Below are 604 nucleotides of genomic sequence, written 5' to 3'. Positions count from 1 at the left end.
GTTTTGTGCTGCTGTGGGGCATTTTGTTCATCCCGCCGTCATTGTATCAATCTGCAGAAGCTGCGGCACCAAGCTTTTATGCAGGGTTCGAAAGTACAGATGCCATTCAGCCAAACTGGGAAAATGAATCCGAAGCTAGCAACCATGTGAGTCAAGCAGAATCCAAAATTTCCAGCGAACTGCGCCAAGCTGGCAAAAAAGCATTGCTTTTCTCAGGTAAAGCTTCCGATACAAGATCGGCTTACGCTTACAATAAAATGTTTGAAGTGAGTATTCCTGTTAAACCCAATACAACTTTATCTTATTGGATTTATCCTCAAAGCCGCACAACGCTCGGCGGGATTGACCTGAATCATGGGAGAAACAGCACTTATGTCGCTGTAGATCTTGCCTTTGAAGATGGTACCTATCTGCATAGCTATCAAGCTATTGATCAGCACGGCATTGTCATGAGCCCCGAAGAGCAAGGCAAAGGCAATCAAATGGCTTTGGACACATGGAATTTTGTTACTTCAAATGTTGGTTCGGCTGCAGCGGGGAAAACGATTAAACGCATCCTCATTTCTTACGAACAAAGTGGCAATGCGGGGACATACCGAGGGTT

Annotated in this window: 1 pseudogene; it reads left to right on the top strand. The window is 45.2% G+C overall.

Annotated features, from left to right (window positions below):
- Positions 1 to 604 (top strand): annotated as a pseudogene (locus AC1DUA_RS40015) (hypothetical protein); the annotation flags it as partial.

Source organism: Paenibacillus sp. 01T422 (assembly GCF_056398785.1).
Note: the sequence above shows the minus strand (reverse complement) of the source record. Positions and strands in the feature narration are given on the sequence as shown.